Genomic DNA, 25,997 nt, shown 5'->3' with positions numbered 1-25,997 from the left:
GGCCGCAATGAACAATGACTATATGATGCAAATTCTCAAGTGCTTTTGTCAAGGCTGATTGAGATGCTCTTACCCTGTGCAAGAGACAAACCAAGTAATCACAATAGACTTGGGAAAAGCTGCGTTTCTCTCGAAGGAGTCGCAATATATATGTCCACCTACTTAGATATCCCTAGCAAACAGCTTCATTCTTTAACTTTAGGGGAAACATATGGCAGATATTATTGACTACAAAATCTACGGCGACGATTTGCAACTCATCGAGATTGAACTTGACCCCAAAGAAGGCGTCAGGGCTGAAGCTGGAACCATGACATACATGGAAGGCGACATCCAAATGCAAACATCCACAGGTGGCGGCTTATTTCAAGGTTTCAAACGAATGCTGACAGGAGCGGGTTTTTTCATTACCACCTTTGTCAACGCCGGAAATCGCAAAGCCCGCGTCGCTTTTGCCGCCCCCTATCCGGGTAAAGTAATTCCCCTCGATTTAGGCCAACTTGGCGGTAAATTTTTGTGTCAAAAAGACTCATTTCTTTGTGCGGCCAACGGCATTGAAATTGAGGTAGCATTCACCAAGCGGCTCGGTGCCGGTTTCTTTGGCGGAGAAGGTTTTATTCTCCAAAAATTGCAGGGTAACGGGCTAGCTTTTGTTCATGCGGGAGGAACAATAGTTGAGAAAAATTTAGGAGTTGGCGAAGTGTTGCGAGTAGACACCGGCTGTTTAGTAGCTTTTGCTTCTACAGTAGACTACGACATTCAATTTGTTGGCGGGTTTAAAAATGCTTTATTTGGAGGTGAAGGCTTGTTTTTGGCAAAGATGACTGGGCCTGGAAAAGTATATGTGCAAAGTTTGCCACTCTCGAAGTTAGCTGAACGCATTTTAGCTGCCGCTCCACCTCCAATGTCGAGCAGTTCTAGCAGTTTTAGTTGAGAGTAATCTGCCCGCAAAAAGTAGAAATTATTGTGCCCCCGAAGGGAATAAAATCTCCTTAATAAGCGAGGATATTTGGCTTCCGCACCCACAAAAGGTATGGGTTGTTGTCCATTAGTAAGTGAATTGTTAATTATGAATAGGAAAGTCTTAGAAATAGAAAACTTGACGGTTAGTTTTGATGGTTTTAAAGCTATCAACGGTTTAAATTTTAGCATGGATGCGGGCGAACTGCGAGTTATTATTGGCCCCAATGGTGCGGGGAAAACAACTTTTCTCGATTCGATTACCGGGAAGGTGCAGCCGACAGAGGGTAGGGTGTTATTTAAGGGACAAAATTTACGCAAGTTGTCGGAAGATAGGATTTCGCGCTTGGGAATTGGTCGCAAGTTTCAGACGCCGCGAGTTTACTTGAATTTAACGCCACGCGAAAATTTGGAATTGTCTTGCAGCCACCATAAAAATGTTTTTTCGACTTTGTTCAAGCCTGCTTCGGCTGCTGAAAAACGCACGGTTGCGGGTTTGTTGGAAACAATTGGTTTAGTGGCTAAAGCTGATGTTTCGGCTGGTTTGCTTTCTCACGGCGAAAAGCAATGGTTGGAAATTGGAATGTTGGTGGCTCAATCTCCTGATTTATTGTTGGTAGATGAACCTGTGGCGGGTTTGACTGATGAGGAAACGATGTTAACTGGAGAGTTGCTAATTTCGCTGGCGGAAAGTCATTCGGTGTTGGTAATTGAACACGATATGGAGTTTGTGCGGCAAATTGCGCGCCAGGTTACGGTGTTGCATCAGGGTGCGGTTTTGTGTGAGGGGACTATGGATGAGGTGCAAAATGACGATCGCGTAATTGAGGTATATTTGGGCAAACCGGAAGAGTAAGAAGAAGGAAGAAGGAAGAAGGAAGAAGGAAGAAGGAAGAAGTTATTTGGTAGTTGCTACCAATTCTCATGACCCATTACCCATTATCATTTAAAAATTATGCTACAAGTTTCTAATTTGAATGTTTATTACGGCGAAAGTCACATTTTGCGCGATGTCGATTTAAGCGTCAGGTCGGGGCAAATGGTTTGCTTGATCGGCCGCAATGGTGTGGGCAAAACTACTATGCTAAAAACGATTATGGGGTTGCTGCAACCGCGCAGTGGCACTATTGCTTTTGGCGGAGAATCTATTGCTTCTAAGTTGACTCACCAGCGGGCTAGATTAGGAATTGGTTATGTGCCTCAAGGGCGTGAAATTATTCCACGTTTGACGGTTAAAGAAAATTTATTGTTAGGTTTGGAAGCGAAACCAACCAAAATCAAAAATCCTGAAGTGCCTGATGAAATTTTTGATTTATTTCCTGTTTTGAAAACTATGCTCGATCGCCTGGGAGGTGATTTGAGCGGGGGACAGCAGCAGCAGTTAGCTATTGCTAGAGCTTTGATGGGTGAGCCGCAGTTGCTGGTTTTGGATGAACCAACGGAGGGGATTCAACCCTCGATTATTTTAGATATTGAAGCTGCGGTGCGCCGCGTAGTTGCGACTAGGGGAATTTCTGTTTTGTTGGTGGAGCAACATTTGCATTTTGTGCGGCAAGCTGACTGGTATTATGCTATGCAAAAAGGCGGAATTGTGGCTTCTGGAAGCACTAGCGAGTTAAGTGATGAGGTGATTCAGAGGTTTTTGGCTGTTTGAATAGAATTTAAGGAAGGCACGACACGGATTTTGACGATGACAGCGAGCGCCTCAAAGAGCAAGAAGGGCAACCGTTTAGATTTGAAAAATGGCTTATTCGTCTGGGTTCGCTTGGTATTCTGCGATCGCAGTTTGGATTTCCTCGGCGGAGACATTTGCTTGTTCTGATTTCGAGTAAATCAGGTGTAAAACAACTTGAGTCGGTGATTCAACTTGATAAATCAAGCGATAACCGCCGCTCTTACCAACTTGGGAATCACTGTTTTTAGCCCGGACTTTGTAAACGGTGTATTGAGTCCCTGTAATCTGGTTTCCTATGAAGTTTCCTTGGATAAGCTCATCAAGGACTGGCTGAATATCGGTTTGAATTTGGCGATACTTTTTAGCGAGTCCTTTGAGGCGACGTTTGAAGAGTACCGTGAATGTGACTTGGACTGACATATCAGACATTGATACCGTCCCAGAGGTCCGATATGGGAAAGGTTTGTCCCGCTTTGGCTTGGTGGAGGGAGGCTTTCAGATCGGCGAGGATTTGCTCGTTGGAGTCGGTATCTGAGTCAAAATCTGAGTCAAAGTCTGGGGCGATCGCGGATTGTGTCCGACTGGTCAAAAATTCCAGAAATGCCAGCGTTTGCTCTAAAAGTGGCTCAGGAGTCCGTTCGATCGCTTCGAGAAGGCGTTGTTTAATCGGCGACATAAGACTACCTCTATTATTAATTATTTTTCCTGCCGTCTGGCATTGTGGTGCCGGCCATACTTGCTCGATCGATACTAGCGCCATCTATATTAGCATTGCGGAGGTTGGCATCGGAAAGATTGGCATCTCTCAAGTCGGAAAATCGCAAGTCTGCACCGTCTAGATTTGTCTTTGTCAAGTTAGCTTTTCTGAGGTTAGCGTTGCTGATTCTCGCTCCTACTAATTCGGCTCCGCTTAAGTTTGTGCGAGCTAGATTGGTGTTGACAAAATCTGAGATCTCGAAGCGACTACCACTGAGGTTGGCATCTGATAAATCTGCTCCTGTAAGGATGGGATTTTTTAAGTTAAGGTTAACTAATTTTACGGCTCGGAGGTCGCAGCGGGAGCAGCTTTGAGTTAGCAGCAGCGTTTCGACGTTGGCGTTGATTTGGTCGATTTGTTGCTGGGAGAAATTTTCGGCAAATTCTGGGGATACATAGCCGAGCTTTTTGGGGTCGTTTGCTTTTGGTTGGGGTGTTTGGATTGGTTGGGGTGTTTGGATTGGTTGGGGTGTTTGTGGTTGGGGTGTTGGGATTGGTTGGGGTGTTGGGATTGGTTGGGGTGTTGGGATTGGTTGGGGTGTTTCTATTTGCCCGATCGCACTTAGTTGTAGACCCACCTTCGGCAATGCGAGATTTGCTGCAAAAATTAGTAGGGCGATCGACATTATTGTGAGTTTTTTCATAAATAAGTAACTTTTTCTTTGCAAAAATACCATTTATAGGGTATAATACCTCGAAAAGTGAACACCCTACATTTCGCTAAATAAATCGAAATTCAGATAAAAAACTTCGGAACCATCAGGTGCGCGAATTAACTTTTCTATTACCGGAGACAGTTGCTGTTGACGGTACAATTCGGGAATCTCGCAGAAGCTTTCTTCGGTAATTTCCAAAATTTTTGGCATATCAGGAAGGGGAATCCCTAACCGATCGCTTTTATTTAAGGTACAAATAATCAGGTATTTGCACTCAGTAATGCTCGGACTGCTGGGAAATATTTTGGATAAATTAATTATGGTAATCAGTTCTTCTTGATGCCGCAATAAACTATTCCCGCTAGGTAAAGTGCCGTAGGCATTAAAGTTTTTAACAATGCGCTCCACTCGTTCAATAGGAACAGCATAGTAAATATTTCCTAGTTCAAAGGAAACAAATTTTTTAGGGGCAATTCTAACAGTGGCTGGTTTTTGGCTCCGAAAGCGGCGATTGTAATTGGCGTGAGTCATTCGATTTTAGATTTTAGATTTTAGATTTTAGATTGAAGATTATTGGATTTTAGTAGGTGATTCGGTTGCGTACCTTTCCACTATTATTCGCGGGTGTAATTACTTTTTCCCTAAGTTTGGTTTGAGATTAGGGATTATTTGATGGGAAATTTGAGATTGTGGATTAAATTATTGAGTGGTGGATTAATTTGGGGATAGCTTGTAAAAGTTGGGCTTCGCTGTAAGGTTTGGTGAAGTATTGATTTGCGCCTAATTCCATTGCCATTTGCCGATGTTTTTCCCCGCTACGGGATGTCAGCATGGCTACGGGAATCTTAGCAAACCGCTCGGTCGATCTGATCGATCGCAACAATTCAAATCCATCCATCCGGGGCATTTCAATATCCACGATCGCCAAACTGCAATTAAGACCATTTTGCAACTTTTCCAAGGCATCCACACCGTCTTTAGCCTGTACCACCCGGTAGCGAGCACGAGTCAGCGTCAGAGACAGCAACTGCCGAATTGTATAGGAATCATCCACTACCAAAATCTGCGGTGACTGACTCGGACTTGACGGCATCTCCTGCACTTTACCGGAGACAGCGGCGATCGAACTATTTACCACAGGTTGACCCACCAAATCGTCCACATCCAGAATATTCACCACGCGCCCGTCCCCCAAAATCGTAGTCCCCAAAACGCCGCGAGGCTTGGATAGAGGCGGTGGCAAAGGTTTAACCACAATTTCCTGCTGACCGATCAGCCGTTCCACGGCCACCGCCAGCATTCCTTCGGTAGAAGCCAAAACCAGGACGGGAATTTCCTCTTGGGTCAAAGGGTCAGGAGATGGGGCATCCGGCGGGAGGACGCTGTATTCGAGCAAATCTTGCATCCTCACCAAACGAATAAATTCCTCCCGCCACCACAGCATCGGCTGATTGCCCGCGATGTGAACTTCCGAGGCTTTAATGTGCAGAATTTCCTCGACTGCATCCAGCGGCACTGCTATTTTATTGTGATCGGTCTTCACCATCAAAGCATCAGTAATCGACAGCAGCAGTGGCAGTTTAATGATAAAACTCGTACCTTTTCCGAGGCGAGAGTCTACCTTCACAGTTCCCCGCACAGTCCGCAAATTTGTTCGCACCACGTCGAGCCCGACTCCCCGCCCCGAAAGGTCGCTGACCCCTTCTGTAGTGCTGAAACCCGGCCAAAATAGAAAATCGTAGAGTTCGGCAATGGAAAATTCTTGAGCTTGTTCCTCCGTAGCCAAACCCTTTGTGACAATTTTACGGCGAATCATTTCCGGGTCAATGCCTTTGCCATCATCGGCGACCGTAATAATAGTTTGGCCGCCTTGGTGGCGGGCTTCTATTTCAATTTGACCGCTGGCCGGCTTGCCGCTTGCTTTCCGAACTTCGGGCATTTCGATGCCGTGGTCGAAAGCGTTTCTCACTAAGTGTATTAAGGGGTCGCGCAAAGCATCGAGCAAACTTTCGTCAATTTTGGTATCTCTTCCCACTAGCAGCAGGTTGACATCCTTATCGTATGTGAGGCACATCTCCCGGATCGCTCGGGGCAAGTGATCGACGGCGCGACTGAAACTCACGACTCGCAACTGCATGACACGGCTGCGTAGTTGTTCGGTAATGCGGCGCAGTTGGTCGGTACTGCGCTCGAATTTCATGGCTAAGGTGTCTAATTTGGTGGCGGAGTGAGAAATTGCTTGGGCAGTTTCGATGACTTCTGCGGCTGTCGAGTGGAATTCTGTATAACGATCCATCTCTAAGATATCGAAGTGAGCATGGGTCGGAGAGGATTTGCCGTTAGCAATCATTGGGAATTCTGTTTCTGCTGCTGCAAGTTTTCCCAATCCAGAGTTCCCGTTTCCCCCTCTCCACTCTGCAAAACTCAGTCTGTCGTATTCTTCTCGCAACTGACCGCCGAATTGGTTCAAATCTACGATACTGCGGCGGATGCGCTTGACTTCGCCGCGCAGTTCGGATTCTTGAAGTTCTAAATTTGTACGGTTGATGACTAATTCGCCGACTAGATTCACCAATTCAGTTAAGCGTTCTAAGTCTACCCGGATTGTCGGCCTTTGCGGGTTGGGGACTGGGAGAGTCGGGGAGTCGGGGAGAGTCGGGGAGGGAGAGGGAGAGGTGAGGAGAGTCGGGGAGGGGGAGATTTCCGGGGATGTCGGGGATGTCGGGGAGTCGGGGAATCGGGGGGAGTCGGGGGGAGTCGGGGAGGGGGAGATTTCGGGGATGTCGATCGCCCTTCCTTCCAATATTTGTTGGCGTGCGGTTTGCAAGTTTTGGGCGATCGCCCAACCCTCGGATTGCAACCGTTCTAGAGTCAAGTCGGGAGAGTCGATCAAAGTGCTGAGGGCTGCGGCGACTTTCCCAAAATCCGGCAATAGCAGCATTCCAGCCAAACCGGAAAGTTGGTAATAAACCTGGTTGAGGGCGGTGACGCTTTTGGCCAAATCTGCCTCGGAAGCTTGCGAAAGCTCGGTTTCTAGGCGATTGAAGAGTGGCGGCACTTCGTGTTCAAAAATCAGTTTCAGGGTTTCCGGGGCGGGCGATTGGCTGGCTGCGGGGACTGGCGGCTGTTCTGACTTGCCGTACTTGGCCTGGAACTGAGCGAAAATTTGGGCGATCGCCTCCAAGTTTTCCGTTTGATCCGGACTTGTGACATCGGAGTGTTGAACACATTCGATCGTAATCTTTTTGAGAGTGTCCACCCCCTGCAGCAAAACACTCACGGTAGTCGGTTCCAGGGCTGACAAGTCTGTGCGATCGCGCAAAATGACAAAACAGTCCTCCAGCGTGTGAGCTGCGACAGACACGTTTTGAAACCCCAACATCGAACCCGCACCTTTAATCGAGTGAGCCGCCCGAAACATTTCTTTAACTGCCGCTTGTCGCTCTTTCAAACCCGCAGATTCCATCGCCAGCAGATTCGTCTCCATTGACTGGAGAAACTCTTCGCATTCTGCGGTAAAAGCATCTATTAATTCGTTTAAATCGTCATCATTCATATTAGTCTGTTGTCGGTTGACTGTTGTCGGTTGACTGTTGACGGTTGACAGTTAACTGTTGTCGGTTGCCAGTTTTTTTTATATATATGTCCCGTTATTTAACTGTAATTGTTGTCGGGGCGGGTTCACGATTATTTATAACTTCGCATTCAGGAAAATTGTCAACTCGCCCCGGCAACAACGATAGTTATTAGTGATGTATAACAGTCAACAGTCAACAGTCAACCGTCAACAGTCAACCGTCAACCGTCAACCGTCAACTGACTAACTGCGGAAATTCGCCACCGACTTTTGCAATTGGCCCAGAGAACCCGACAACTCGTCCAAAGATGCTTTGACATCCGCACCTTTTTGTGCGGTCGTATTCGCAATCTCGTTGACTTGCTGCATACTGTTAGCAATTCCCTCAGCCGAAACAGTTTGCTTGGCAGATGCGATAGTTATATTCTGCACCAAAGCATTCATTTCTCGACTAACTTCAATGATGGCATTGAGGTGAGTTTTAGCTTCGCTTGCTAGCTTAGTGCCTTCCACTACCTCCAGTGTCCCCGATTCCATTGCCTTCATCACGCGGCTGATTTCTTCTTGAATTGTACCGACAATTTCGGAGATTTCCTCAGTAGCGCCGGCCGATCTTTCTGCTAACTTCCGCACTTCTTCGGCAACAACTGCAAAGCCTAAACCTTGTTCGCCGGCTCGCGCCGCCTCAATAGTAGCATTCAGAGCTAATAAATTAGTTTGGGAAGCAAGTTGAGAAATCGAAGTCACAATTTTGCCAATTTGCTGCGAAGATTCGCCCAAACGCTTCATCATTTTCGAGGTAGAGGCGATCGTCAACCGGAGCCCGTTAATGCCTTCGACAGCTCGATCGACAGCCATACCGCCGACTTCAGCCGTGTGAGAAGACTGCTGGGCGACTGTTTCGGCGCGCACCGAAACATCTCGCACGTCGCGAATCGAATTCACAATCCGCTCGATTTCCCGCATGATGGCAGATATTTTTGCTGCTTGAATTTCTGCCTGTTGGGTGAGTTGACTGGTATTGTTAATTGACTCGCCGGTGGCAGATGTTACCTGTTCAGCTAAAGTTTGAATTCCCGTTACCACCTTTCGCAGAGAACCGATTAAGAAGTTGAAAGAGTCGGCGACAGCACCTAAAACGTCGTTAGTCACTTCCGCCCTCACTGTCAAGTCACCTTGAGCCGCGCCTTTAATTTCTCCCAACAATTTAAGGACTTGCTGCGTCAGAGAATCAGCTTCAGCTTTACGTTCTGCTGCCAATTTTTCTAGTCGTTCTTCTGCTTCTTTGCGCTCGGTGATGTCAAAACGAATGGCGATATATTTGACTATTGTGCCACTGGTATCAAAAATGGGGGAGATCGTCGAATCTACCCAGTAAAACGCTCCATCTTTGCGTCGGTTTTTGATTTCCCCTTTCCACACCAAACCGCGAGAAAGTGTCACCCACATTTCTTCAAAAAAGGATTTGGGATGGTAGCCGGAATTGACGAGGCGGTGGTTGCGGTGCAGGAGTTCTCCCATGCTGTAACCGGAGATTTCAATGAATCTGTCGTTGACGTAGGTAATCACGCCTTGAACATCTGTTTCGCTGACGATCGCCGATTCGTCTAGGGCATTTTGCCGCGTTTTGAGTTCTTGCAGCAAGCGTTCCTGTGCCTCGGCTAACTGCTGCATTCGCTCCTGGGATGCTCTTTGTTCGGTGACGTTGCGGCAAACGACTACGCCGCCTTTAAGCGCCCCGGTTTCGTCTTTGAGCGGCCGGCCGTTAATTTTCACCCACAGGCCCTCTGGCTTGCCTGGGTGGCGGGTAAAAAGGTCTACGTCGTCAACGGCTTCTCCTCGGACCGTGCGCGCTAAAGGTATTTCGGCTGGGGGAAAGGGAGTTACGGTATCGGGCAAGAATAAACCGTATCTTGCCGACCATTCGTTGAGAATAGCATCTGTCGCACCCATGCCAAACATATCTTCGGCGGCGGGGTTGAACAAAAGAAAATTGCCTTTTTCGTCTGCAGCAATTATGCCGTCGCCAATGCTGTTTATTAGCAGTTCCAAGAGATTGCTTTGCTGGCGAAATTGGTCTTCGGAACTGGCTAATTGGGCTGTTGTTTTTTCCAGTTGCACCATCGCCTGTTTGCTTTCGGTAACGTCGCGAGCGACTGCATACATGAGCTGCTGTTCGGTTACAGGTCGCACTTTCCACGACAGCCACCTGTAGGAACCGTCTTTGCAGCGGTAGCGATTTTCATAAGACTTTATTTCGGAGCCGCTGGCTACTTTTTCCGCTTGTTCTAGGGTTGATTCCCGATCGTCTGGATGGACTAAATCGATATAATAGTTGTCTTCGAGTTCATGCGCCTTGTAGCCGAGTGTCTTTTCCCAAGACGGATTGATGCGAATGAATTTGCCTTCAAAACCTATAATACAAATCAAGTCTAGGGAAAGGGTAAAAAATCGATCGCGCTCTTCTTCTGCTTTTTTGCGCTCGGTAATTTCGATCGCCACAGCCCCGATACCGATGGGTTTGCCGTCAGATCCGGGCAAAGGAAAGTATGACGCCAGCCAATCTCGCAGGACGCCCGGTTCGTTGAAGAATGATCCCGATACCTCAACGTTTAACAACGGTTGGTTGGTGGCGAGAATCTGCTGCAACATCGGCACTTGGGTATCGCTCATTTCGGGTATAACTTCGCTCACCGTCTTACCGAAGTGTTCGGCAACTGAGACGCCGGTGGTTGCCGCTAATTTCTCGTTGACTTGCACGAAGCGCAACTGCTCGTCAAAAATACACATTGAGGTCGGGGCGGCTGTGAAAAATGCGTCAAAGCGACTTTGACGCAAAACTAATTCTCGTTCTAGGGCTTTGCGATCGCTAATGTCGCGCCCTTCTGGAATTAGCATCAAGACTTTGCCACTGTCGTCTGTGATGGGTTTGATGGAGAAGTCAACGGTCGCCACTGCACCGTTGGCAACTAGCACATCCACTTCGTAACGGACTACTTCGCCGGCCGCGGCCAGGGCGATCGCTTCTCGTATCTGTTGCTTGGTTTCTGGGGAAATCTGCCACCACAGGGTTTCCGAAAACGGAGTGCCTATTATTTCTTCGCTCCGCAGGCCTGCGGCGGCCAGGGCTGTTTGGTTGGCTTCCAAAACGGTGCCGTCCGGTTTGAGCAGACCTATGAATTGGAACGATTGGTCGAAAATGGCTCGGAATAGTCTTTCGCGATCGCGCAGCATCTCTTCTGCACGTTTGCGATCGGTGATATCGCGAGTAACTGTTGCCAACCCCATAGGCTCACCAGTTTCTGGGTTTTTGACGGTAAATATGGTGAAGTCAACCGGAATGTTTTCGCCGGTTTGAAAGTTCTTCAAGCGGAATTCACCCTGCCAAAAACCGTCTCGCACAGTAGGCGGCAGGATTTCTTCTTGGAAAAACTTAACATCTTCTGCACAGAAGAACTCATAAACACTTTTGCTTTTGACTTCTTCAATATTTGGCAATCCTACGAGTTTCATTCCAGCGAGATTCAGGTATGTTGCCTCTCCCTCCAGGGTTGCCGTGCCAATAAAATCCGAGCTGCTTTCTACGATCGAAATCAATCTTTGCTTTTCAATCTCGGCTTGCTTCCGCTCCGTGATGTCGTTGTTAGTTTCTAAAATTGCTTTGGGTTTTCCCTGTTCGTCTCGCTGCAAATTCCAGCGGCTAAATACGGTAATTTTTGTATCATAATTTGTGGTATGAATTACTTCTCCTTCCCAATAATCTTGCTCTTCTAACTGTGCCGAAATAGCTGCGAAAGGCTGGGGAAAAATGCTGTGCAATAGAGTATAAGTGATTTTCCCCAAGGCTTCTTTTTTTGTCCAGCCGTACATCCGTTCGGCTCCCTGATTCCAATAATTAATCGTGCCGTCAATATCCCGAACGATCAAGGCGTCGCTGGCAAGGTCGAGCATTTGCAAGTTCTGCTGCAAGGCTTCTTCTGTGCGCTTGCTTTCTGTAATGTTGCGGGCGATCGTTGAGAGAAATTCTATTTCTCCCTTCTCGGATTTGTGAGCAATTATTACTTGAGAAACTGGTATTTCTTCGCCGTCTAAACTCTGCCAAATTGTCTCCCCACTCCACACCCCGTCCCGGCAAGCTGCGGGGATGCCGACGTTGATAATAGTGTCGATACTTTTGGGCGATGTCAGGTCGGAAATGCTGACTCCGGCTAAATCTGCGCCCTCGCCAACTCTCAACATTTCTCTGGCTGCACGGTTGAGATAAATGCTGCGCTGTTGGGTGTCGGCTATACCTACCCAGTCTGTTGTGGTTTCTAAAATTGCTTTGAACCGCAATAGTTCTTGTTCAGATTTGCGGCGCTGTGTGATGTCGCGTGCCAAGCCGAGCATTCCTAAAATGTTGCCTTCTGCATCTTTGAGGGGCAATTTCAGCGTGTCGAAGTTGTGTACTTTGCCGTCGGCTAAGGTGGCTAAGTCGTTGGAGTTCGGGGCGAGATGGTTGTCTGCCCGGAAGTTTTGGATTTGGTTCTGGGAATCGGTTTGGGCTTGGAAGCTGCCAAAGATTCGATCGACCGATATGCCGATTTCTGCGTCATCTTTGCCGATAATTTCTGCTTGAGTTTTGCCGAAGGCGGTGGCGAAACCTGCATTGACTAGGGTATAGCGCGAGTTTCGATCTTTGACAAAGATGCAGTCTGGGGTGGCGTCAATGACTGTACGCAGCAAGCTTTGGGAGCTTTGTGCTTCTGCGAGTGTGTGCCGCAGTTGTTCTTCCATTTGCACGCGCTTGGTGATATCTCTCATCGCGGAAACGAGAAATTTCCTGCCGTCGGTATCTACAAAAGTAGATTTTTTGGCGGAGAGAAAGCGGGTGTTTCCTGCTGGATCTTGGATAGTTTTTTGGATTTCGATGCTGGTATTTGTCAAGAAAACTAATTCGTCTTTTTCTCGATATTTCTGTGCTTCCTCTTTGGGCAAAAACTGGTCGTAGCAGTTGCCAATTAGTTCTTCTCTGCTGTGACCTATGTATTGACAAAAGGCATCATTTAATTTTATCCAGCGGTGCTGTTGGTCTTTGACGTAAAGGGGGTCGGGGATGCTGTTGAGGATGTTGTTTAAGAATTGTTCTGAGGCTTTTAATTGCTCTTGGGCTGCGGTGCGATCGAGAATTTCCTGTCCCAATTGTGTGTTAGTTTGCAGGAGCTGCTCGGTTCTTTCATTCACTCGCTGCTCTAGTTCGGCGCTTAGCTGCTGCAAGGCGAATTCGGCCTGTTTACGCTTGGTAATCTCCCGGCCTTCTGCGAGGATTTGAAATACTTCTCCTGTTGCATTTAACAGCGGCTTCAACGACAAGTCAATTACTGTTACCTGGTTGTTAGCTCCGGTGATTTCGTATTCTTCCCGGACAAAATTACCGACCGAAACTTGTTGAATGTTCGTTTTTAGGCGCTGCTGGTTTGTTGGGGATGATGCCCACCCTGGTGTCAGCCAAAATTTCAGCCCCTGCACTTCTGATACTGGGAAATTGCCCAATTTTAGCGCTGTCTGATTGGCTTCGATCAGAGTACCGTCTGCCTCCAATAATGCGATCGCTTGAAAAGCTTGGTCGAAGATTGCGTGAAATCGCTGGGTAGTTTCGCTCAGCGCTTGTTCGGTTTCTTTTTTAGCGTTAAGGATGCGGGTGGAACCTACTAAGAAGCCGTAGCGGTTGGACAAACTTAAAAAAGCGATCGCCGCAATTACAGTGATCCAATCGAACACAGTTTGCACCACGGGAGAGTGCGGCAGTCCTATGTATTCGGCGGCGTGACCGCTGTGGCCGAAAGCGCAAGTCCAAAATATGCCTGCTGTGACTGTGGCGAAGATGTCGAACCCGAATTGACGGTTTCGCCACATAGCTAAGCTGATTAGCCAAGCGATGGCAAAGTAACATCCAGAAATGATGACATTAGCAGCCCCAGCTACCAGCGATGGGGACAAGTCAGGCAATGTCAGGGTGAAAGTTGTTGCGATCCAGGTATAGAGAAGTTTGATCATAAAATTAAGGATTGGCAAATCGGATGCGGGCGATCGTTAGTTAAATTTATAGATGCAAAGCCGTTGCAGACTTATGTGTATGCTGGATTTTTACCAGCGTTCGGAATGGGCGATCGCTTCTACATCGACAATCATTAGCAAGCGTCCTTGGGAATTGTACAGACCTTTTAAAAAAGGAGCTAGGTCGGGACTGACATCTAGGGCTGAGACAATGCGATCGGGATTGAGAGGTAAAACTCCTTCGACGCGGGAGACGGCTAATCCCAGGCTGATTCTCGACAACAATCTCACGTCTCGTGGATCGGGCGCTTCTACAACTAAGATGCGACTGTTTGGGTGGTAGATGTCAACCGACTCAATACCGACGAACAGTCCGAAGTCTGCTGCTGCTAAGATTTCGCCCCGCAAGTTGGTTAATCCCAGCAAAAATGGCAGGGTGTTAGGAACCAGGGAAATCGGTTGTTCCTTGAGGGAAAGGACTTCCCGCACTGCCTCTAAGTCTATGGCGAACAGACTGTCTCCTTGACCGAACAGGAGAAATTGCTTTGTTATACTTGTCTGATTCTCCCCAGCCGGGGGAGCCGTTATTTTCATGGCTTATTTTTAGTTTATAGTGTAGCTTACAAATTATAATTTTGCTTTGACCCTAAAGCCGATCGCCGATCTAGTTTTTCTGCATCAGTTTGGGTGCGTCAAATCTTTCTGTTAAATAAATCGCCGGTTGGCAAATAAGCAGGTTGCTATCATTAAACATAAACTTTTATGGAAGTCAAAAACCCAGTTTATCAAAAAAAAACGGGGTTTATCGGTATAATATTTTTTGGAAAGCTACCGATCACTTTATATTCGGATTACGCGGAAAGCAGACGCTGCACTATGTGCACGAGTTGCTGAGGTTCAAAGGGTTTGCTAACGTAAGCGTCCGCGCCTAAATCGGTTCCCCAAGCTTTATCGATCTCGGTGTTTTTATGAGTACAAAATACTACGGGCAATTTGGCAGTTGCGCGATCGCCCCGCAATTCTCTGATCACTTCAAACCCGTTCATTCGTGGCATCACTACATCTAAAACGACCAAAGCCGGAGGGGTTTTGCGGATCATGGCGATCGCTTCTTCGCCGTCGCCTGCCCGGATCACGTCCAGTCCGGCATCTTGAAGAATGCGACAGATGATTTCTAGTTCGCTCTTAACGTCGTCCACTACTAAAATTTTTGACATAATTCCACACTTCCTTGCTCTTATTGACGAGGGACTACGTTTATTCAGAAGCGGCCGCGACTGGTGACGGTGAGACTAGACCGCTTTGCTAACAAATTAATGTACTTCCAGATACAATATAGCCGATCCTATGGCTGAAGGTTAGCTGTCAGAGATAAAAAGCGAGAAAAATTTACTTGGCTAACGGAATCACCCTGAATAAATTAATCGGCAATTAGTAATTAATCATTGGTAATTCGCGGTTTGGAAACCAACAGGTCTTAGTAGAAGGAGCGAGGGGAAGACCAAAGCCGGATTTTCTATGATATTGTTTTAGCTTTATTCCCACTCACCTAGTTTAAAGCAGTGCCTAAAAAAGTCGCTATTTTTTAAATTAGCGCTAGTGATAGCATTTTAAAAGTAGTTATAGCAGTCTTATTACGGGTGTTAAGGTAATTCATGTAGAAAAAAAAACAGCAGAAGTTCGCTTAGTAAGCGCTATTGTTTTATTAATGAGACAAGTCAAAATTGAGGATAGTAACAAGGACATTTAAATAATTTTATGGTCTAGGATTTATAATTGGGGGGCAAATTCAATGGATCGCTCGGCAGTCCCATTTTACCCAGTAGAGGAGTGTTGGGTTCATCAAAACTACTACCAGGAGGCGATCGCCATCCTTGAACTTGATTGGGGACCCAGCAGCAAAGACTGCTGCAAGAAGCGGTCAATCGATTTTAGATTTTAGATTTTAGAATAGAAGAAAGCGCTCTCACTGATAAATCCGGGGACGGGTGATGAGCAGTCCGAGCTTTTTTCTCGCTTCACTGATGAATCCGGGGGCCTCGGACGACATTGCTTGAGTGTCAAATTAGTCGGTGAGGGAGAGACGGCGATCGGCTATAATAAAGGGCTAGAGGAAAAGAACACCGAAAACCCGAAAATATGGTTGCCATCCAAAGAAATCTCAACATTGCCGCGCTCGAAGCAGAATACAGTCAAAAAACACCGCGAGACATTCTCAAATTTGCCCTAGAAAATTTTGACAATATCTCCATTTCTTTCAGCGGGGCTGAAGATGTAGTTCTGATCGATATGGCGTCAAAAATTACTAAAAACTTCCGCGTTTTCACCCTAGACACCGGACGATTGCACTCAGAAACCTATCAGTTTTTGGATGAAGTCAGAAAACATTACGGCATTAAATTAGAAGTAATGTTTCCCGATGCAGCAGAAGTACAAGCCCTAGTAGAAGAAAAGGGATTGTTTAGTTTTTATCAAGACGGTCACAAAGAATGCTGTGGCGTGCGGAAAGTCAAGCCGCTGCGCCGCAAACTGAATACTCTCGATGCTTGGATTACCGGTCAGCGGAAAGACCAAAGTCCCAGTACCCGCAACGGTATTCCGGTCATTGAATTTGACAGTGCATTCTCAACTCCCGACCATGAATTAATTAAATTTAACCCCTTAGCAAACTGGTCTTCGGCAGAGGTTTGGGAATACATTCGCGCTTTGGAGGTGCCTTATAACAAGTTGCACGAACGCGGTTTTGTAAGCATTGGTTGCGAACCTTGTACGAAGCCGGTATTGCCGAACCAACACGAACGCGAAGGTCGCTGGTGGTGGGAAGAAGCGACCGTAAAAGAGTGCGGTTTGCACGCTGGTAACGCCCAAAAATAGTAAATCACTTAAGGAGTTTGGTGCGCTAGGCGCACCAAACAAATAGTAGGGTGCGCTAGGCGCACCTTACCCAACCCAAGAATAAATGCACTTCACATAAATCGTAGCCGAAGAATTCGCAATTAAAATAAACACAAATTAAGCTGAGTTTCTCGTTGAACTTTGAGATAATGATCGACATTCAGAATAAATTCTAGTCGAAGAATTCGCAATTAAAATAAACACCAATTACGCTGAGCTTGCCCTTGAACTTTGATAGAATGATCAACATTCAGAAAAGTTTTTAAAGCAGGTACTATTATGCTCGTCTCCACTCGCGAATTGCTGAACACTGCCCGGAGGAAGGCTTATGCGATCGGCGCTTTTAACGTCTACAACCTAGAAGGAGTAAAAGCCGTCATCAATGCGGCCGAAGCGCTGGACAGTCCTGCGATACTGCAACTTCACCCCAGCGCCCTCCTATACGGAAAATCGCCTTTAGTCGCGCTGTGCATCAAAGCAGCCCGCACATCTTTAGTGCCGATCGCAGTACACTTAGATCACGGCACCTCAGAAAAAGACATTCACATCGGTCTAGCCGCCGGCATTAAATCAGTTATGGCAGACGGTTCTCCTTTGCCCTACGAACAAAACTTAATATTTACCCGGGAAATGACTAAATTATCCCACGCTAACGGTGCGGCAGTTGAAGCCGAAATCGGCAGAATTAGTGGCAGGGAAGAAGGTTTGACAATCGATGAGAAAGCCGCAAGGATGACCGATCCAGTAGCAGCAGTAGAGTTTATTAAAGAAACTAAGGTAGATTTTTTAGCCGTAACGATTGGTAACGTTCACGGCAAATATTTAAGCCAACCAAAACTCGATTTTTCGCGTCTGGAAAAAATCCGGGCTGCTGTTTCAGTGCCGTTAGTGATGCACGGTTCTAGCGGTTTGCCGGACTCAATGATTCATCAATGTATTGAATTCGGAGTATCTAAATTTAATGTGAATACGGAAGTTCGCGAAGCTTATATGGACGTGTTAAAAAGTAACATTTCTGAGCCCCATCCGGATTTGTTGGAAATAATGGAAAAAGCTATCGAGGCCATGCAATCGGTCATTGCTGACAAACTGCAACTTTTCGGTTCTTTCGGTAAAGCTTATTTGCATCAATCTCCCTACGCGGATGAGTTGACTCCCAAGAGAACCAGCAAAAAACAAGGAAGCCGCAACCAATCAAGTTTTGATCAAATGTTAAAGCCGGTGTATAGTGAGGCCTTGAGTCTTATGTTGAAGTAAAAAAAAACTAAAGTCCTGACGGCGAACCAGTTTTTAGTCAGGACTTCAGTCCTATTTAACCGTTTAAAAATCGATCGGCATCGATGCCAGATTCCCGCAGCCGCCGAATTAAATACTGCAATTGAGCTTCCGCTGACTCAGCCCGCTGCCGTTGCTGTTCCACTTCAGTCAGAATCCAATTGCCATCAACATCATACCAGCGCAACCACAGTCGATCGATTCCCTGAAACTCTCCTTGCCACAAACCCAAGCCCAAACTTAGGTCAGAAATCCACACTCGCGACTCGGGCAATTCTAATTCTTGATAGTGTCCGCCCTTCAATTCAAACACTCGCAATTTGTTAGTATACCGACTGAAAACGGCATAAACAGGAACCCGCAAAATTTGCTCGTAAACATCCCATTTTCTGGGCGGTTCCTCCTTCATCTCTGCCTCCAAAACTTGCCCGTTACCCCCAGTGTTTCCCGACTGAGGTAGCAACTTTTCCTCATCGGTATTTTCCCCTAAATCTTCTTTTTCCGTTCCCGGCGAAAGCAGTTCTACAATTACAAAAGGATTCACGCCTTCCTGCCAAGTAACATAACTCATCCGCAGTTCGGAGCGATCGTAAAGTCGGGGAACTCCCACAACTCCAAACCAATCCGGCCGCTTGTGCCACAGAATGTGCTGCACGTCATAATAAAGGTTCATGTCGGTGCCGCTAAATATCTCAGAAGCCGGATAATTCCGAGGTCGAAACGTCAGGCTCAACAACTGCGGCTGTAAATCGTGAAATTCGTCAGGTAAACCAGGTTCCTCCGGGTCTTCGCTGGGTAAATCGTACATCGTCGGCAGCGTTTCTCTGGGCGATCGCGGCGGATCTGTTTGCGGCACAGGATATTTAAAAGGAAACATATAATATTGAGAAATGACTGCATTTATGCTAACATCATTTTTATACTTGCAGGACGAGCGCCAACACCCTGTAAAACGTTTATTTCAAACTTTTCTTTCTCTCTTCCGTGAAGTCAACCTCAAATCTAATATCTCAAATCGACTGACCCGAATTTCTGCACTATGATCGACATTCCTCAACTAATTGCCCAAGAACTTTCCATCAAACTATCCCAAGTCAATAATGCTCTGGAACTTTTCGCAGAGGGAGCAACTATTCCGTTTATTGCCCGCTACCGCAAAGAACGCACAGATTTGCTGAATGAAATTCAGTTGCGCGATATCTCCGACCGCTTCACATATTTGACGGAAATTGAAGAGCGCAAAAAGTCTATTTTAGAGACGATTAGCTCTCAGGGTAAACTCACTGAAGAACTGCAAGCTAAAATCGAATCGTGTTTGCAAAAAAACGAACTAGAAGACCTTTATCTGCCTTACAAACCCAAGCGGCGGACGCGAGCGACAATTGCTAGGGAAAAAGGTTTGGAACCGCTGGCAAATTTTATCAAGTCTCTGAACTTACCGACGGCTAAACCAGCAGATTTTGAGGCGGAAGCAGGTAAATATGTTTCGGAAGAAAAGGGAGTTAAAACAGCAGAAGAAGCTCTCAAAGGTGCTGCGGATATTTTGGCGGAGGCGGTTTCGGAAAAAGCAGAATTGCGGGCTTATTTGCGAGAGTTTTTAATGAAAACCGGAGTCTTTGTCTCGAAAATTAAAGATGATTTCCCGGAAGGAAGCACTAAATTTGAAATGTACCGCAATTACCAAGTTGCTGCGAGAAGCGTTCAATCGCACAATATGTTAGCGCTGTTTCGCGGGGAAACGGAAGGAGTCTTAGATTTGGAACTGGCCTTTGATGAATCCGCAGTGATGGCTTATTTGGAAGCTCAGGAAATTAGAACTAGGATACCGGAAGTTAAAGAGTTTTATCGATCGACTTTGAAGGATGCCTTCAACCGACTGATGAAGACTTCGTTAATTACAGAAGTGCGATCGCACAACAAAGCCGTCGCTGATATCGAGTCCATCGCCACTTTTGAAACCAACCTCCGCGAGTTGCTGCTGTCGGCGCCGGCGGGAATGAAACCCACATTGGCGATCGATCCCGGATTTCGCACGGGGTGTAAAGTTTCCGCCCTCGATGAAACCGGGCAATTTTTAGAATATCAAGCAATTTTCCCCCACCAAGCGGCCGCTCAGCGACAGCAAGCTGGTAAAATTGTCAAGCATTTAATTGAAAAATATAAAATTGAATTAATCGCGATCGGCAACGGTACAGCTTCCCGGGAAACAGACGAATTTGTTTCGGAAGTTTTGGCAGAAATGGAAAGAAAACCGATTAAAGTCATGGTGAATGAATCCGGTGCATCGATTTATTCAGCAAGCGAAGTGGCGATCGCCGAATTTCCCGACCTCGACATCACCGTCCGCGGCGCAGTCAGCATCGGACGGCGCTTGCAAGACCCCCTCGCCGAGCTCGTGAAAATCGACCCGAAATCAATAGGAGTCGGTCAATACCAGCATGATGTTGACCAAAAACTGCTCAAAAAGAAACTCGACGAAACAGTCGAAAGCTGCGTTAATTACGTCGGAGTTGACTTAAACACAGCCTCCAAAGAACTGCTGACATTTGTGTCAGGAATGACGGCAACCGTTGCCAAAAATATCGTCAATTACCGCAACGAAAACGGCGCATTTAAAAATCGCCGCCAACTCCTGAAAGTTCCCAAACTCGGGCCAAAAGCTTTTGAACAAGCAGCCGGCTTCCTCCGCATTCGCGGCGGCGAAAACCCGCTGGACAATACAGCAGTTCATCCAGAAAGTTATCCTGTCGTGCAGGCGATCGCCAAGGATTTAGACTTGCCCCTGACAGGAATAACACAAATATCGGAAAAAATAAAGACTGTAAACATCAAGAAATATGTCACCGAAAAAGTCGGAGAACCAACACTCCGAGACATTATTTCCGAACTAGAAAAACCGGGAAGAGACCCGCGAGCCGAGTTTAAATATGCTACTTTCCAAGCAGGAATCAAAGAAATCTCCGACTTGCAAGTTGGGATGGAATTAGAAGGCATAATCACGAATGTAGCTAACTTTGGAGCCTTTGTTGATGTGGGAGTGCACCAAGATGGTTTGGTTCACGTTTCTCAATTAGCCGATCGATTCGTAGATGACCCCAAACAGATTGTTAAAGTCGGACAAGTTGTGAAAGTGCGGGTTTTGGAGGTGAATGAGAAGTTAAAGCGGGTTAGTTTGACAATGAAGCTGCAAGAAAAACCGCAACCGCAAAATGGCAATAGCGCGAGGCTTCCGGCCCCGCGCCGACGTTAACACTTTGGGGGAAAGCTGAAAAAGGGCGATCGCGTCGGGCCCCGCAAGCTACGGCTATAATTGTGTAATCCTCACCAACCTCAAAATTATATGGTTGCAAGTAAAAGCGACACCTACGTCTCTCCTGAAGATTATTTAGCAGGCGAGAAAGTCAGTCCGATCAAACACGAGTACAGACAAGGTGAAATCTATGCAATGGCAGGGGCAAAAAAAGTTCATGTCATCATTTCGGGAAATGTGTTTGCACTGTTGAGAAATCATCTTCGGGGGAGTGGCTGCATACCTTACATGGCAGACATGAAAGTTCGGATTGAGGCAGCAGATTGTTATTACTATCCCGATGTAGCGGTGAGTTGTGATGAACGAGACAAAAATGCGGATGAAGATTTCCTTCGCTACCCGCGCTTAATTGTGGAAGTTTTATCGCCGACAACAGCGGCTTTTGACAGAGGTGAAAAGTTTGCCGATTACCGCACTTCTGAAAGTTTGCAAGAGTATGTATTAATCAATCAAGAAAGAGTTAGTGTAGAGTGTTTTCGCCGGAATGCAGAGGGTTTGTGGGTGCTTTATCCTTACAGTCAAGGACAAGAAGTTCAGTTGAAGAGCGTTAATTTTAGCTGTGCAATCGAGACATTGTATGAAGATGCGATCGAGATTGGTTGATTTTACTTACTCCAGAATTACTGGAATAATCCGGAATTAGATATTGATATGATTGAACCGCGAAGACGCGTTCGGCAAAGCCGTTCCCGTAGGGTAGGACGCGAAGGAAGAGAAAAGAAGAAGAAGCTGGTAATTGCTATTTTTTCTTGGTGGCTTTCCAAGTGCCGCCGTAGAAGTAGAAAGGATTGTTTGCACTTACGGATTCCCAACATTTAAGACACAAAAAAAACCACTGCCCCGACTCGTCATACCGGGCGCGGTAGAGAGTCGGGGCAGATTGGGAACAGCGATCGCAATATTTGATTCTGATTGCCCTGGCCATTGTTACTCTGTTTCAAACAATAACGGACTCTTGAGGGCGGGCGAATATCATGCGGCCGGCGCTGGTTTGCAGGGCGCTGGTGACTACGACTCGGGCTTCGCCGCCGACATAGCTGCTTCCTGCTTCTACGACAACCATTGTGCCGTCATCCAAGTAACCGATTCCCTGAGAGGGTTCTTTGCCTTCTTTGCGGATTTTTAGTTCGATCGTATCTCCCGGCAAATAAGTGGGGCGCACCGCATGAGTCAAATCGTTGATATTCAAAACCGGCAGTTTTTGGACGGTAGCTACTTTCGATAAGTTGTAATCGTTGGTGAGCAAAATGCCGTCGATATCCAAAGCAAATCGGACTAATTTTGCATCGACTGTGGCAAGATCTTCGTAGTCAGCCGAGTGAATTTGAATCCGTTCTGGATATGTTTCTTTAATGCGGTTGAGTACATCTAAGCCGCGGCGCCCGCGCACTCGCTTTTGATCGTTGGCGGAATCAGCTACCAGTTGCAGTTCTTGGAGAACGAATTGCGGCACGATAATTTGACCTTCGAGGAAACCTGTTTCTAGCAGGTTTTCAATCCGGCCGTCAATAATGCAGCTAGTATCGACAACTTTGGCACTTGCTGGTTTGAAAGTACCTTCGGCTACCAACACCGTGTCAAAGCTTTTGGGGTTGATCAGTCGCAAGAAAGCGCGGCCGTGGGTGTCTGTCAAACTGACGCCTGTGAAGCCAAACATGACGCTTCCCAAGACGGCGACTAGAGGTTTGATGAAGCCGAACTCGCGGGGAATGGGCAGCAGGAAAAGCGGAGCCAGCATTAAGTTCGCTACTAGCAGTCCGATGATTAAGCCGATCGCCCGCGTCAGCAGCATCTCCACTGGCATATCGCGGACTTGTTTTTCCAGCCGCCGGTAGGTTGTTTGAGCCACTAATCCCATCACGAAGCCGATTAATGCTCCAAAGGAACCTAGTACAGAACTTAAGCCTTGTATATTTGTAACTTGCTGTAGCAGGTTGCTCGGCAGGAGTTCGACTCCGTAATAGCCAATGCCTCCGCCTGCGATTACGAATGAGATTATTATGATTGCGTCTAGCATTAGTTCTAGGTTAATGAATTTATTCACATTATATCTTTGCAGTGCTGATACTTGTTTTCATGCTTTGGTCGGATATCGCTATATTTACTGAGGGATTTTCATAAACTTATATTTCGCGGTTGTACCCTTTAGGGGATGTGCCAGGGAGTCGCTCGGAATTTACTACGCCGGGCCGAAAGCAGGCACGAAGTGCGAAGAGACCGCCCTGCGCGCTGTTCGGGAATTGTGACCGATTAAAAATGGTACGAGGTTAAATTAAAAGAGCCGATCGTTCGCAGCGCTTTTTTGCTAAGAAAATGTCATAATATACATAATTATTCATGATAGTTTAATTAAAACTTTAGATTTGAAGTTGCGCTTTCGGCTTGATCTGTAATGAACCCTACCACCGATTATTTAACATTTGAATTAAAAAAAAGTGTGCAAGCGACAAATTCCGGCATTCCGAGTTCGGCTTACCTGCACATACCTTTTTGTCGTCGCCGCTGTTACTACTGCGATTTTCCGGTTTTTGTGGTGGGCGATCGCAAAAATGGCGAAAATTCCGGCACAATTGTGCAATACGTTGCTGTACTGTGTCAAGAAATTCAAGAAACTAAAAATTTAGGCGCATCTCTGAAAACAGTTTTTTTTGGTGGGGGCACGCCTTCGCTGCTTTCAGTCAGTCAGTTGAGCAATATTTTAGAGACTCTCGACAGCAAATTTGGGATTGCTGCTGAGGCGGAAATTTCTATCGAAATAGACCCGGGTACGTTTTCTTTAGAACAGTTGCGGGGATATGCAGCGGCGGGAGTAAATCGAGTTAGTTTGGGAGTGCAAGCTTTTCAGGATGAATTGCTGCAAGCTTGCGGGCGATCACACTCGGTAGCCGAAATTTTTGAAGCAGTAGAAATAGTGCGCTCGGCTGGTATTGTCAATTTCAGTTTAGACGTAATTTCGGGACTGCCTCACCAAACTTTAGAAAACTGGGAAGCTTCCCTGAAATCGGCGGTGGAAATTTCCCCGACTCACCTGTCAAGTTACGACTTAATTGTTGAGCAGGGAACTGCTTTCGGGCGCTACTTTGAAGCAGGCGCGCAGCCGCTACCAGCAGATGAAACCGCTGCTCAAATGTACCGTTTAGCACGGGAAATTCTGACGGGGGCTGGCTACGAACATTACGAAATTTCTAATTACGCTCGCTCGGGCTATCAGTGCCGCCACAACCGCGTTTATTGGGAAAATCGCCCTTATTACGGTTTGGGAATGGGGGCGGCGAGTTACGTGGAAGGCCGAAGGTTGACTAGACCTCGCAAAACTCAAGAATATTATCAGTGGGTGCGATCGATCTCTTCTGTCACTTCTGAAGCTACCCCAAAAGTTGGGGGGGAAACTCAGCCTGATATTGAACCAGCAATTGAGCAAAATTTTCAAGTCTCAGAAAATGACATTTTGTTAGAAACGCTGATGCTAGGTTTGCGTTTAGCAGAAGGAGTTAGCCTGTCGGCGCTGACTCAAAAGTTTACTCAGCAAACGGTTGATAAAATTTGGCATTGTTTGCAGCCCTACTGGCGGCAAGGATGGGTGGAAATTATAAGTGCGGATGAGGCGATTCCCTACGGGATAGCTCCGCTTCACGCAACTTTAGGCGAGGTGACGAAACTGCCGCTTTCGGGCAATTTGAGGTTGAGCGATCCCGAAGGTTTTTTATTTTCTAATACAATTTTAGCCGATTTGTTCAGCAAGTTAGGCGAGGATAATTAGCTCTGTCTGAGGAAGTATATCCCATGCCAGCGCGATCGTTGCTAAAGCCGGGGCCGCCAATGCGGCTCGAAAGAAATTCAATTGCTCCCTAGCTTTATATTGTCAAAAATGACCTATTTTCTATCGATCCCTAAACAAATCTTAAAGGCGAACTAAGCCTTGAGATAGACGCAGGGACTGAGATGCGGCTGTCATACTTGAGAGCGAAGATTTAAAAAATACTTTGATGGAAAATCTAACTCTCGAACGCAACAACATCCACAGCAAGCCGAATCTGGTAATTAAGGAGCGCGACTGCAATCCGACTTCTCAGTGTAATTTTTGCGGTCACTATAAAGTGCAAAGAGGTTCAGTCGGTCACTGTCAATTGTTGAACGCACCTGTTCGGGGAGGATGGAAATCTTGCGCTTTAGCAATGCCGCCTTTTGCACCTACTTGGGAGCACGTGGAAGGCGCCAAGGTTGCCTCGGGGGTCTTTATTAATTAATTAAAAAAAAGGTTTAAAAATTTTTTTTGAACTGGTGATATGCTATAGTAAGCTTAGGCCAGTTGTTCTTCGATAGCACACTTTTCCAAACAAGTTAAAAACATGAATTTGACACTGACTCAGGTAATTTCAGAACCTCAAGCCCGCATTTTGTGTTGGTATCTTAATAATACTAATAAAGTGCAAATTGCTCGGATTACAAATATTCCTAATTGGTATTTTGAGCGGACGGTTTTTCCAGGGGAACGTTTTTTGTTTGAAGCGCTGCCAGAAGCTCAGTTAGAAGTTTGCAGGAGTGCGGAGACGGGTGCTATTGTGTGCGAGCGAATTTTGTGCGATCGGCTGCGAGTTGAAGAATTAAGCACGGCTGATTGAAGATAATTCCCCAGACTTACCAAGGAGAAACCCGGTTTTTTCAGACACCAGGTTTCTCGTTTGGATGATAAAAACTTATTGGGCGATCGCACTCGCCACCCCAGAAACCCGGTTTGTTCGTATATTTCTCGTTATTAAGCCTAAAATTCGTAGAAACCCGGAATAAGCGCCCTAATGCGTCAGCCCTGAAACTGTCAGAAGTGTTGATCTAAGCTAAATTAGATAAAATCCAACA

General features: G+C 46.5%; 20 protein-coding genes. 10 read left to right on the top strand and 10 right to left on the bottom strand.

All coding sequences use genetic code 11. From position 1 onward, the window contains the following. Positions 1-211: 211 nt before the first annotated feature. The 3 genes from QT996_RS18825 to urtE all read left to right on the top strand — a co-directional run bounded on the left by QT996_RS18825 (position 212) and on the right by urtE (position 2,614). The gene (locus QT996_RS18825; protein ID WP_333048289.1) at positions 212-934 is read left to right on the top strand and encodes a TIGR00266 family protein; all 723 of its coding nucleotides are present in this window, start codon (positions 212-214) and stop codon (positions 932-934) included. Positions 935-1,069: 135 nt separating this feature from the next. Beyond that, complete coding sequence (gene urtD / locus QT996_RS18820; RefSeq protein WP_333048288.1) at positions 1,070-1,816, top strand: urea ABC transporter ATP-binding protein UrtD; 747 nt, start codon at positions 1,070-1,072, stop codon at positions 1,814-1,816. 99 nt (positions 1,817-1,915) lie between these two features. Beyond that, positions 1,916-2,614 (top strand): urea ABC transporter ATP-binding subunit UrtE, encoded by a 699-nt coding sequence (urtE, locus tag QT996_RS18815; RefSeq protein ID WP_333048286.1) that lies wholly within the window; start codon positions 1,916-1,918, stop codon positions 2,612-2,614. A 93-nt stretch (positions 2,615-2,707) separates the two neighbouring features. Here the strand turns inward: urtE and QT996_RS18810 are convergent, their stop codons facing one another. From QT996_RS18810 to QT996_RS18775, 8 genes are all read right to left on the bottom strand, one after another. Continuing rightward, on the bottom strand, positions 2,708-3,055 hold the full coding sequence (locus QT996_RS18810; protein WP_333048285.1) for a type II toxin-antitoxin system mRNA interferase toxin, RelE/StbE family: 348 nt from the start codon (positions 3,053-3,055) through the stop codon (positions 2,708-2,710). A gap of 1 nt (position 3,056) precedes the next feature. Next, positions 3,057-3,311 carry a hypothetical protein gene (locus QT996_RS18805; RefSeq protein WP_333048283.1) on the bottom strand — a complete coding sequence of 85 codons (255 nt, stop codon included), beginning with the start codon at positions 3,309-3,311 and terminating at the stop codon, positions 3,057-3,059. Positions 3,312-3,327: 16 nt separating this feature from the next. After that, complete coding sequence (locus QT996_RS18800; RefSeq protein WP_333048281.1) at positions 3,328-4,035, bottom strand: pentapeptide repeat-containing protein; 708 nt, start codon at positions 4,033-4,035, stop codon at positions 3,328-3,330. Positions 4,036-4,101: 66 nt separating this feature from the next. After that, positions 4,102-4,578 (bottom strand): chemotaxis protein CheW, encoded by a 477-nt coding sequence (locus QT996_RS18795; RefSeq protein ID WP_333048280.1) that lies wholly within the window; start codon positions 4,576-4,578, stop codon positions 4,102-4,104. 163 nt (positions 4,579-4,741) lie between these two features. Then, the gene (locus QT996_RS18790) at positions 4,742-7,603 is read right to left on the bottom strand and encodes a hybrid sensor histidine kinase/response regulator (RefSeq protein WP_333048279.1); all 2,862 of its coding nucleotides are present in this window, start codon (positions 7,601-7,603) and stop codon (positions 4,742-4,744) included. Between the two features lie 264 nt (positions 7,604-7,867). After that, positions 7,868-13,660, bottom strand: coding sequence for a PAS domain S-box protein (locus QT996_RS18785; protein ID WP_333048277.1), 5,793 nt, complete (start codon positions 13,658-13,660; stop codon positions 7,868-7,870). A 90-nt stretch (positions 13,661-13,750) separates the two neighbouring features. Continuing rightward, complete coding sequence (locus tag QT996_RS18780) at positions 13,751-14,254, bottom strand: chemotaxis protein CheW (protein WP_333048276.1); 504 nt, start codon at positions 14,252-14,254, stop codon at positions 13,751-13,753. A 257-nt stretch (positions 14,255-14,511) separates the two neighbouring features. Continuing rightward, positions 14,512-14,877: a response regulator gene (locus tag QT996_RS18775; RefSeq protein WP_333048274.1), complete on the bottom strand. Its 366-nt coding sequence runs from the start codon at positions 14,875-14,877 to the stop codon at positions 14,512-14,514. A gap of 922 nt (positions 14,878-15,799) precedes the next feature. On the opposite strand from QT996_RS18775, the gene QT996_RS18770 reads away from it, so the two are divergent. Further along, complete coding sequence (locus QT996_RS18770) at positions 15,800-16,534, top strand: phosphoadenylyl-sulfate reductase (RefSeq protein ID WP_333048272.1); 735 nt, start codon at positions 15,800-15,802, stop codon at positions 16,532-16,534. Positions 16,535-16,834: 300 nt separating this feature from the next. Next, positions 16,835-17,812: a class II fructose-bisphosphate aldolase gene (locus QT996_RS18765; RefSeq protein ID WP_333048271.1), complete on the top strand. Its 978-nt coding sequence runs from the start codon at positions 16,835-16,837 to the stop codon at positions 17,810-17,812. Positions 17,813-17,867: 55 nt separating this feature from the next. On the opposite strand, the gene QT996_RS18760 is transcribed toward QT996_RS18765, so the two are convergent. Beyond that, positions 17,868-18,707 carry a Uma2 family endonuclease gene (locus tag QT996_RS18760; protein WP_333048270.1) on the bottom strand — a complete coding sequence of 280 codons (840 nt, stop codon included), beginning with the start codon at positions 18,705-18,707 and terminating at the stop codon, positions 17,868-17,870. Positions 18,708-18,869: 162 nt separating this feature from the next. On the opposite strand from QT996_RS18760, the gene QT996_RS18755 reads away from it, so the two are divergent. Both QT996_RS18755 and QT996_RS18750 read left to right on the top strand, forming a co-directional pair. Beyond that, a complete protein-coding gene (locus tag QT996_RS18755) occupies positions 18,870-21,080 on the top strand; it encodes a Tex family protein (protein ID WP_333048268.1) in 2,211 nt (736 codons plus the stop codon). 90 nt (positions 21,081-21,170) lie between these two features. Next, positions 21,171-21,743 (top strand): Uma2 family endonuclease, encoded by a 573-nt coding sequence (locus QT996_RS18750; RefSeq protein WP_333048266.1) that lies wholly within the window; start codon positions 21,171-21,173, stop codon positions 21,741-21,743. Positions 21,744-22,077: 334 nt separating this feature from the next. Here the strand turns inward: QT996_RS18750 and QT996_RS18745 are convergent, their stop codons facing one another. Further along, positions 22,078-23,157, bottom strand: a complete 1,080-nt coding sequence (locus QT996_RS18745; protein ID WP_333048265.1) for a PIN/TRAM domain-containing protein — start codon at positions 23,155-23,157, stop codon at positions 22,078-22,080. A gap of 375 nt (positions 23,158-23,532) precedes the next feature. Here QT996_RS18745 and hemW point away from each other — a divergent pair, with 375 nt between their 5' ends. The 3 genes from hemW (at position 23,533) to QT996_RS18730 (ending at position 25,762) form a co-directional block, all read left to right on the top strand. Continuing rightward, positions 23,533-24,900, top strand: coding sequence for a radical SAM family heme chaperone HemW (gene hemW, locus QT996_RS18740; protein ID WP_333048264.1), 1,368 nt, complete (start codon positions 23,533-23,535; stop codon positions 24,898-24,900). A gap of 226 nt (positions 24,901-25,126) precedes the next feature. Then, complete coding sequence (locus QT996_RS18735; protein ID WP_333048262.1) at positions 25,127-25,387, top strand: hypothetical protein; 261 nt, start codon at positions 25,127-25,129, stop codon at positions 25,385-25,387. A gap of 102 nt (positions 25,388-25,489) precedes the next feature. After that, positions 25,490-25,762: a DUF1830 domain-containing protein gene (locus tag QT996_RS18730; protein WP_333048261.1), complete on the top strand. Its 273-nt coding sequence runs from the start codon at positions 25,490-25,492 to the stop codon at positions 25,760-25,762. Positions 25,763-25,997: the final 235 nt, after the last annotated feature.

Origin of the sequence: Microcoleus sp. S13C4 (assembly GCF_036700865.1) — a bacterium.
Taxonomy (GTDB): domain Bacteria; phylum Cyanobacteriota; class Cyanobacteriia; order Cyanobacteriales; family Microcoleaceae; genus Microcoleus.
The sequence above is the reverse complement of the archived record's forward strand: the minus strand, read 5'-3'. Positions and strand labels throughout refer to the sequence as shown.

Coding starts and splice junctions, on each gene's coding strand:
- QT996_RS18800 (WP_333048281.1), bottom strand. CDS start 4,035: ATGAAAAAACTCACAATAATGTCGATCGCCCTACTAATTTTTGCAGCA.
- QT996_RS18790 (WP_333048279.1), bottom strand. CDS start 7,603: ATGAATGATGACGATTTAAACGAATTAATAGATGCTTTTACCGCAGAA.
- QT996_RS18760 (WP_333048270.1), bottom strand. CDS start 18,707: ATGTTTCCTTTTAAATATCCTGTGCCGCAAACAGATCCGCCGCGATCG.
- QT996_RS18735 (WP_333048262.1), top strand. CDS start 25,127: ATGGAAAATCTAACTCTCGAACGCAACAACATCCACAGCAAGCCGAAT.
- QT996_RS18755 (WP_333048268.1), top strand. CDS start 18,870: ATGATCGACATTCCTCAACTAATTGCCCAAGAACTTTCCATCAAACTA.
- QT996_RS18810 (WP_333048285.1), bottom strand. CDS start 3,055: ATGTCAGTCCAAGTCACATTCACGGTACTCTTCAAACGTCGCCTCAAA.
- hemW (WP_333048264.1), top strand. CDS start 23,533: ATGAACCCTACCACCGATTATTTAACATTTGAATTAAAAAAAAGTGTG.
- QT996_RS18775 (WP_333048274.1), bottom strand. CDS start 14,877: ATGTCAAAAATTTTAGTAGTGGACGACGTTAAGAGCGAACTAGAAATC.
- QT996_RS18805 (WP_333048283.1), bottom strand. CDS start 3,311: ATGTCGCCGATTAAACAACGCCTTCTCGAAGCGATCGAACGGACTCCT.
- urtE (WP_333048286.1), top strand. CDS start 1,916: ATGCTACAAGTTTCTAATTTGAATGTTTATTACGGCGAAAGTCACATT.
- QT996_RS18780 (WP_333048276.1), bottom strand. CDS start 14,254: ATGAAAATAACGGCTCCCCCGGCTGGGGAGAATCAGACAAGTATAACA.
- QT996_RS18785 (WP_333048277.1), bottom strand. CDS start 13,660: ATGATCAAACTTCTCTATACCTGGATCGCAACAACTTTCACCCTGACA.
- QT996_RS18730 (WP_333048261.1), top strand. CDS start 25,490: ATGAATTTGACACTGACTCAGGTAATTTCAGAACCTCAAGCCCGCATT.
- QT996_RS18795 (WP_333048280.1), bottom strand. CDS start 4,578: ATGACTCACGCCAATTACAATCGCCGCTTTCGGAGCCAAAAACCAGCC.
- urtD (WP_333048288.1), top strand. CDS start 1,070: ATGAATAGGAAAGTCTTAGAAATAGAAAACTTGACGGTTAGTTTTGAT.
- QT996_RS18765 (WP_333048271.1), top strand. CDS start 16,835: ATGCTCGTCTCCACTCGCGAATTGCTGAACACTGCCCGGAGGAAGGCT.
- QT996_RS18770 (WP_333048272.1), top strand. CDS start 15,800: ATGGTTGCCATCCAAAGAAATCTCAACATTGCCGCGCTCGAAGCAGAA.
- QT996_RS18745 (WP_333048265.1), bottom strand. CDS start 23,157: ATGCTAGACGCAATCATAATAATCTCATTCGTAATCGCAGGCGGAGGC.
- QT996_RS18750 (WP_333048266.1), top strand. CDS start 21,171: ATGGTTGCAAGTAAAAGCGACACCTACGTCTCTCCTGAAGATTATTTA.
- QT996_RS18825 (WP_333048289.1), top strand. CDS start 212: ATGGCAGATATTATTGACTACAAAATCTACGGCGACGATTTGCAACTC.